We start from the raw sequence: 7,721 nt of genomic DNA, 5'->3' as shown, positions 1-7,721 counted from the left end.
CCCCCGCGCCCCCCCCCCCCCCCCCGGCCGGTCCGGTCTCAGTGGGAGAGGTGGGCCCGGTCAGTACCGGGAGATGCTGAAGACGTAGTCGCCGGTGCGCCCGTATGCGTTGGCGAGGCTGAAGACCGCCTGGCTCGGCCGGTAGACGCCGAACGTCGTCCGGCCCTGCCCCAGCCAGTCACCGGTCACCGGGAGGTCCCCCGGGGCGCCGTAGGCGGCGGCGCTCACGCTGCCGTCGTCGTGCCGCAGGGCGAACGTGCTGATGCCCGACCGGTAGATGCCCAGCTGGAGGTGGCCGACGCCGTCCCAGTCGCCGATCAGCGGCTGGTCACCCGGGTCGCCGAAGCGGGCGGTGGTGACGCTGCCGTCGTCGTGCCGGACGGCGAACGTCCCGGTGCTCGGCCGGTAGACGGCGAGCTGCGCGTGCCCGTTGCCGTCCCACGGGCCCGGCACCGGGAGGTCGCCCGGATCGCCGAAGGCCACCGCGGTCGCGCCGCCGTCGTCGTGCCGCAGGGCGAAGGTGCCGGTGCTCGGCCGGTAGATGCCGAGCTGATCGTGGTTCACTCCGTCCCAGTCGCCGGCGATCGGGACGTCCCCGTACTGGCCGAAGGCGGCGGTGACGGCGGGCCGTCCGGTGGTGCTGCCGGTGCTGAGCGACCACTGCCCCTCGCGGAAGAGCCCGACGTACGACGTCCGGCCGCCGGTCCAGTGGCCCGTCACCGGTGTCCCGCTGATCAGCTCGGGGCCGCTGCCGTAGAACTGGTAGGCGTTGGCGGAGGAGATGGAGCGGCCGTGGTCGTCCGTGTACACGGCGCGGACCGTGTAGTGGCCGGTGCTCGGGTAGCGGTGCGTGAACCCGGTGTTCAGCGAGGCGAGGTCGGTGGTCAGCGCCGGCGTGCCGTCGCCGTAGTCGAGGGTCACCCGGGCCACCGGCCAGGGACTGGTCACGCCGCCCTGCACCTTGTAGACGAGTTCCGGGTCCCCGTCCTTGTATCCCAGCGAGAGCCACGGATCCGACATGCCGGGGACCGGGTGGACGGTGGCGTCGACGGCGACCGTCCGGGTGGTGCCGAGGCCGTTGACCGCGGTGACCTCCACCCGGTAGGTGCCCGGTCCGGGGAAGGTGTGCGTCATCACGCCGTTGACGACCTGCGGGCCGGTGCCGTCCCCGAAGGAGATGGTCCTGGTCTCCGGCGACCAGGGCGACAGGGCCCCCGAGTCGAACGCCAGGTCGAGCGGGCGGCCCTTGTGGTCGTAGGCGTAGTCCGGCAGCTGGATCAGGTTGACCCGCATCGGGTCCTGGTACTCGATCGCCCCGCGGTCCCGGTAGGCCACCGCGCCGGCACCGGTGTCGCTCACCAGCGGGTCGTCGACCGGGCCGTTGCCCAGCAGGTCGGTGCCGAGCTCGCCCGGTGCCCCGGCGTCGGCCGAGTCCAGACCGGTGTCGTCCATCCGCGGGTCGAGCTCGTCGGCGGCCGACCCGGTCAGGGCGAGGCGCGGATTGGCGGCGCTGTCGTGCGCCCCCTGGCCGGTCCCGGCGGCGAACCCGGCGGGAGAGGTGTAGACCGCCCCGGCCCAGAGGTAGCTCCCGCCGCCCGGCTCCGGGTGGACGGTGTTGTAGTCCGCCTTCGTCTCCGCGGCCGACAGCTGGGAGACGACCAGCTCGGTGCCGCCGACCTGGGCGCAGTTCAGGGCCTTCAGGCCGGTGGCGGTGACGATGTTGTTCTCGACCACCGCGCCGGAGGAGTTGCCCGCCAGGGTGATGCCGCTCCGGCAGTTCTCCGCGGCCGAGTTGCTGGTCACCACGGTGCCCGCGGCGTCCGTCACCACGATCCCGCCGCCCCGGTTGGCGTTCACGGCGTTGGTGGTGACGACGGTGCCGGAGGAGTACCCGTCCACGGCGATGCCGGCGCCGCCGCTGCCGCCGACCCGGTTGCGGCTGACGGTGGTGGCCGAGGCCTCGCCGGTCACCCGGATGCCGGGCGCGGACGAGCCTTCGGCACCCGTCACCACGTTGCCGTCGACGACGATCCGGTCCGTCCCGGAGACCAGCACGGCCTCCTCGGGCGTCGCGAAGGCCAGGCCCTGGACGGTGATGTCGTGGACCTTGGACAGCACGAACCCGTGCGCGCCGCCGCCCTGGCCGGAGCCGATCCGGACGACCGGCCGCTTGTCGGCACCGGGCACCCCGCGGAACGTGATGGGGTTGCCCACCGATCCGGAGCGGGTCACGGTGACCTGCTCGGCGTACGTCCCGGTGCCGCGCGCGATCAGGACGGTCTGACCCGGCTGCGCGGCGTCGGCGGCGGCCTGCACGGTGCAGTAGGGCTGGGCCTCGGTGCCCTGGCCCGCGTCCGAGCAGTGCGCGGCGGGGTCGTTGTTCACGTGGAGCGTGACCACCTCCGCCCCGGCCGTCGCCGCCGGAAGGGCCGATCCGACGATCACCGAGCTCACCAGGGCGGCGGCGAGCCCGGCCTGACGTCTTGTCGTCATTGCTGTGTGTCCCCCTTGGACTGCGCGCCGGAGGCTCGCCGCACGACGCCGTTCGTCGTCGGCGGATGACGGAATGAACTGATCATCTCGGCGGCGCGCAGAGCAGTATCCACCAGCGCGGCCGCCCGCACCATCGGGTTCCCGGCGGGTTCGGGCCCCGGCTCCGCAGCGCCCGAACGCCCTCAGAACAGGGTGGCGAGGTCCGTGCGGGAGGTGATGCCGAGCTTGGGATAGGCCTTGTAGAGGTGGTGGCCCACCGTCCGGGGGCTGAGGAAGAGCTGGGCGGCGATGTCCCGGTTGGTCAGGCCCTGGGCGGCCAGGCGGGCGATCTGGAGCTCCTGCGGGGTGAGGGCGGTGAGCACGCCGGCGGGGGCGTCGGCCGGGGCGGGCGCGGTGGTGCCGGTGGCGGTGAGTTCGGTGCGGGCGCGGTCGGCCCAGGGGTGGGCGCCGAGCAGTTCGAAGGTCTCCAGGGCGGCGCGCAGCTGGGGGCGGGCGTCGGTGCGGCGGCGCTCGCGGCGCAGCCACTCGCCGTAGAGGAGGGCCGTGCGGGCCTGTTCGAAGGGGCGGTGGGTGCCGTCGTGCAGGTCGAGGGCCGTGCGGTAGGCGGTTTCGGCGAGTTCGTCGGGGCCGAGCAGGGCCTGGCAGCGCAGCCGCAGGGCCTCGGCCCAGGGCACGGCGGCGGCCCGGGCCCAGCGGGCGAACCGCTCGTACGCCTCGGCGGCGCGCTCGGGGGCGCCGAGGCGGACGACGGCCTCGACCAGGTCGGGGACGGCCCGGGTGCCGCTGACGTGGTGCCGGTAGGGGCCGGTGGCGAGGGCCTGGAGGCGGTCGGCGGCGTCGGCGGCGCGGCCCTGGCCGAGGTCGTGCAGGCCCAGCGCCCACAGCGTCCAGGGTTCGCCGGGGGCCGGGGCGGTGCCGCCCGACGGCCCGCCGGTCAGGGCGGTCGCGGTACGGGCTGTCGCGGTGAGTGCCGTGACCCGCGCCGTGTCGCCGGCGAGCGCGGCCAGGCAGGCGAGCAGCGCGCTGAGCTGGCTGACCCACTGGTGCTGTCCGGTGTCGCGGGCCAGGCCGAGCGCCTCGGTGGCGGTGACCTCGGCGTCGCGGTGGCGGCCGTGGAACAGCTCCGCCTCGGCGAGGAAGAACTGCACCGTGGGCAGCACGCCGACGGCGCCCTTGGCCCGGGCCTCGGCGACGAGTTCGGCGGCGAGTTCGGCGGTTTCGGCGTCCCGGCCGAGGATCAGCGTCACGCCGCAGAGCTGGACCAGGTCGCGCGGGGTGTCGGCGCCCGCCCGGCGGGCCGCCGCCGCGGTGTCCCGGGCGGCGGGCAGCGGTCCGGCCGGGTGGCCGAGGGCGGGCAGGACGGCGGCCGGCAGGTGCCGGGCCAGCGGGGTGAGCGGGTCGCCCTCGGGCAGGGCGGTCAGGACGTCGGCGAGCCGGTCGAGGACGGCGACCACCGGCTCCTCGCCCGCGTACCAGGCGGCGTGGAAGGCCTGGAGCAGCATCCGGGCGGCGTGCGGCGCCTCGATGTCCGTGGCCGCGGCGTCCAGCAGCAGGCGGTACGCGGCCGGGTAGGAGCCGCGCCAGAAGTGCGCGGTGGCCCGGACGTGGTCGAGCAGGGCGTGCACGAAGACGCTGTCGGTCCGGGCGCCGGCCCGTTCGGCGAGCGCCTCGGCCTGCGCCAACTTGCCTTCCGCGGTGGCGGCTTCGGCGGCCAGGACGAGCCGGCGGGTGGCGCCGTCGCGGTCGGGGGTGAGCCGGGCGGCGCGTTCGTACGCGGCGGCGCCGCCGTGGCCGCCGCGGGCCTCGGCGCGGACGGCGGCGCGCTCCAGGGCGTCGGCGAGTCCGGCGTCGGGAGCGGTGGCGGCGAGGGCGAGGTGCCAGGTGCGGCGGTCGCCGTCGCCCAGCGCCTCGCCGATCGCCCGGTGGACCGCCAACCGCTGCCGCAGTGGCGCGCGTTGCAGGATGGCGGCCCGCAGCAGCGGGTGCCGGAAGGCGATCCGGCGGTCCGCGTCCACGGTCACCAGGCCCGACTCCTCGGCGGGGGTGAGGTGTTCGGCGGCCGCACCGAGGGCGGCGGCGGCCGTGAGGACGACGTCGAGGTCGCCGTTCTCCTCGGCGGCGGCGACCAGCAGCAGGTTCTGGGTGGCCGGCGGCAGGCCGGTGACCTGGCCGTGGAAGGCGATCCGCAGACGGCTGGTGAGCGGCAGCACGCCGGGCGCGGCGGCGGCCTCGCCGGCGGCCCGTTCGGCCGAGACCGGTAGTTCGGTGAGCGCCAGCGGGTTGCCGGCCGCCTCGGCGAGCAGCCGGCGGCGGACGTCGCCGGTGAGTCCGGGGGCGGCGCGGGATTCGAGGAGCCGGGCGGCGTCCGCCTCGGCGAGTCCGGCCAGCCGGAGTTCGGGGAGGCCGGCGAGCGGCAGGCTCTCCGCGGCACCTCCGGTCGGGCCGGCACCTGCGGTCGGGCCGGCGTCCCGGAGGGCGAGCAGCAGGGCGACGCCCTCCGCCTGGAGCCGGCGGGCGGCGATCAGCAGCGCGTCCAGTGAGGCCCGGTCGAGCCACTGGACGTCGTCCACGATGCACAACAGCGGCTGTTCGGAGGCGAGTTCGGCGAGCAGGCCGAGCACGGCGAGGCCGGTCAGCAGCCGGTCGGCGGGCGCGGCGGTGGACGTGCCGGCGGAGGCACCGGCCGGCCCCTCGCCGAGCCCGAACGCGGCCTCCAGCGCCCGCCGTTGCGGCCCGGGCAGCGCCGCGAGCCGGTCCAGTCCGGGGGCCAACAGCAGACTGAGCCCGGCGAACGGGAGTTCGGCCTCGTACTCGACCCCGGTCGCCCGCACCACCCGGAAGCCGTCACCGGCCGCGGCCACCGCGTGGTCCAGCAGCGCGGTCTTGCCGATACCGGGCTCTCCGCGCAGCACCAGCACCCCGCTGCGGCCGCCCCTCGCCCCGTCGAGCAGCGCGCCGACGGCGGCCTGCTCCTGTCCCCGCCCGTAGAGCATCCCCATCCCCCGACCCTACCGAGCCCGACTACGTACACCCCTACCTATCCGTGACGGATTCGCCCGCCGCGCGCTGTCCGTACCTTCATGAACAGCGGGAACGAGCCGCGAAGGACGAAGCCGGAAGAACCGCCAACCACCGCTCCGGACAAGGGAGAAGACCATGACCGACCTCCAGCAGACCCACCTGCGGCAGCTCGCCGAGCGCTACATCGCCGTCTGGAACGAGACCGACCCGGCCGCCCGCCGCAAGCTGGTCGACGAGGCGTGGGCCGAGGACTGCAGCTACACCGACCCGCTGGCCGCGGTCACCGGCCGGGAGGGCGTGGACGCCCTGATCGGCGCGGCCCAGGCGCAGTTCCCCGGCCTGGAGTTCACCCTCGGCGCGGTCGACGCCCACCACGACATCGCCCGCTTCACCTGGAACCTCGGGCCGGCCGGCGCGGAGCCGCTGGTGATCGGCTTCGACGTGCTGGTGGCCGGCCCGGACGGGCGGATCGCCTCGGTGTACGGCTTCCTGGACCGCGTGCCGGGCGCCTGATCCCACCCCGCACGGCACGACCCGGGGGCGGGCCGACCCGGTCCGCCCCCCGCCTGTCCGCCCCACCTGCCCGCCCCCACTGCGCGTCCCACCTGCGCGTCCCACCTGCGCCTCCCACCTGCCCCTCCCACCTGCGCCCCCGACCCGCCGACCACCGATCGCCCCGGAGGACCCCCGAGATGAGCACCGCCCTGCGCACCCGCCCGGCCCCGGCAGCAGCAGCGGCCCCCGAGCCCTCGGCACCCGGCACCCGGGGACTGCTGCCGATCGTCCTGACCGCGACCTTCATGACCGCCCTGGACGTCTTCGTCGTCAACGTCGCCGTCCCCTCCGTCCAGGCCGACCTGAGAGCCGGCCCGGCCGCCGTCCAATGGGTGATCGCCGGCTTCGGCCTGGCGCTCGCGGCCGGCCTGATCACCGCCGGCCGGCTCGGCGACCGCTACGGCCGCCGCCGGGTGTTCGCCCTCGGCCTGGGACTGTTCACGCTCGCCTCGGCCGGCTGCGGCCTGGCCCCGACGGCGGCCGCCCTGATCGGCGCCCGGGTCGCGCAGGGCGTGGGGGCGGCGCTGATGGGCCCGCAGGTGCTGGCGATCCTGCGGACGGCGTTCAGCGGCGCGGCGCAGGCCCGGGCGTTCGCGATGTACGGGCTGACCATGGGCGTCGGCGCGGTGTTCGGCCAGCTGATCGGCGGCGCGCTGATCCGCGCCGACCTGTTCGGGCTGGACTGGCGCAGCTGCTTCCTGATCAACCTGCCGGTCGGCGCGGCCGCCCTCGCGCTGGTCCGCCGCTGCCTGCCGGAGTCCCGCGCCCCGCGGCGGCCGGGCCTGGACCCGGTGGGCGTGCTGCTGGTCACCGTCGCGCTGACCGGCCTGGTGCTGCCGCTGATCCAGGGCCGCGAGCAGGGCTGGCCGCTCTGGACCTGGCTCTGCCTGACCGGCTCCGTCGCGCTGCTCGCGGGCTTCACCGTGCACCAGCACCGCTCCGGCGCCACCGGCTCGCCGCTGGTCGACACCCGGCTGTTCCGGGACCGCGCCTTCGCCGCCGGTCTGCTCGCCCAGCTCGCCTTCTGGCTCGGCCAGGCCTCCTTCTTCCTGGTGCTCGCCCTGCACCTGCAGCTGGGCCGCGGCCTGGACGCGCTCGGCGCGGGCCTGGTCTTCACCGCGATCGGCCTCGGCTACCTGCTCACCTCCACCACCGCGCACCGCTTCGCCGCCCGGCTCGGCCGGCAGGCGATCGCGCTCGGCGGGCTGCTGATGGCGACCGGACTGGGCCTGCTCGGCCTCGCCGTGTACGGGGCCGGGACGGCGGGCAGCGTCTGGTGGCTGGCCCCGGGCCTGTTCGTGGACGGGCTCGGCATGGGCCTGGTGATCGCACCGGTGACCTCCGTGGTCCTGGCCGGGGTCGAACCGCGGCTGGCCGGTTCGGCCGCCGGACTGCTGGCCACCGTGCAGCAGGTCGCCGGGGCGCTCGGGATCGCGCTGATCGGCATCGTCTACTACGGCGCCGCCGACCAGATGTCCGCGTTCGGCCGGTGCGTCGCGGTGCTGGCGGTGCTGGAGCTGCTGCTGGTGGGCCTGGTCCAGCTGCTGCCCCGCCGGGCGGCCCAGCACTAGGGCGGCCCGGCAGGGGGCGCGGGGCGGGTCCCGGGAGCGAGCGGAACGGGCGGGTGGGCGGTCGGCCCCACCCGCCCGTTC

4 protein-coding genes are annotated in these 7,721 nt (G+C 76.1%); 2 read left to right on the top strand and 2 right to left on the bottom strand.

Annotation, left to right across the window (positions count from 1 at the left end):
- Positions 1–60 precede the first annotated feature (60 nt).
- Together ACFVHB_RS39510 and ACFVHB_RS39505 are read right to left on the bottom strand one after the other, a co-directional pair.
- Positions 61–2,493: a right-handed parallel beta-helix repeat-containing protein gene (locus ACFVHB_RS39510; protein ID WP_380332745.1), complete on the bottom strand. Its 2,433-nt coding sequence runs from the start codon at positions 2,491–2,493 to the stop codon at positions 61–63.
- Positions 2,494–2,675: 182 nt separating this feature from the next.
- The gene (locus ACFVHB_RS39505; protein ID WP_380332743.1) at positions 2,676–5,492 is read right to left on the bottom strand and encodes an ATP-binding protein; all 2,817 of its coding nucleotides are present in this window, start codon (positions 5,490–5,492) and stop codon (positions 2,676–2,678) included.
- A 157-nt stretch (positions 5,493–5,649) separates the two neighbouring features.
- On the opposite strand from ACFVHB_RS39505, the gene ACFVHB_RS39500 reads away from it, so the two are divergent.
- Positions 5,650–6,027, top strand: coding sequence for a nuclear transport factor 2 family protein (locus tag ACFVHB_RS39500; RefSeq protein ID WP_380332741.1), 378 nt, complete (start codon positions 5,650–5,652; stop codon positions 6,025–6,027).
- A 179-nt stretch (positions 6,028–6,206) separates the two neighbouring features.
- On the top strand, positions 6,207–7,640 hold the full coding sequence (locus ACFVHB_RS39495) for an MFS transporter (protein WP_380332739.1): 1,434 nt from the start codon (positions 6,207–6,209) through the stop codon (positions 7,638–7,640).
- Positions 7,641–7,721: the final 81 nt, after the last annotated feature.

Source organism: Kitasatospora sp. NPDC127111, from assembly GCF_042677465.1.
Classification (GTDB): Bacteria; Actinomycetota; Actinomycetes; order Streptomycetales; family Streptomycetaceae; genus Kitasatospora.
The sequence above is the reverse complement of the archived record's forward strand: the minus strand, read 5'-3'. Positions and strand labels throughout refer to the sequence as shown.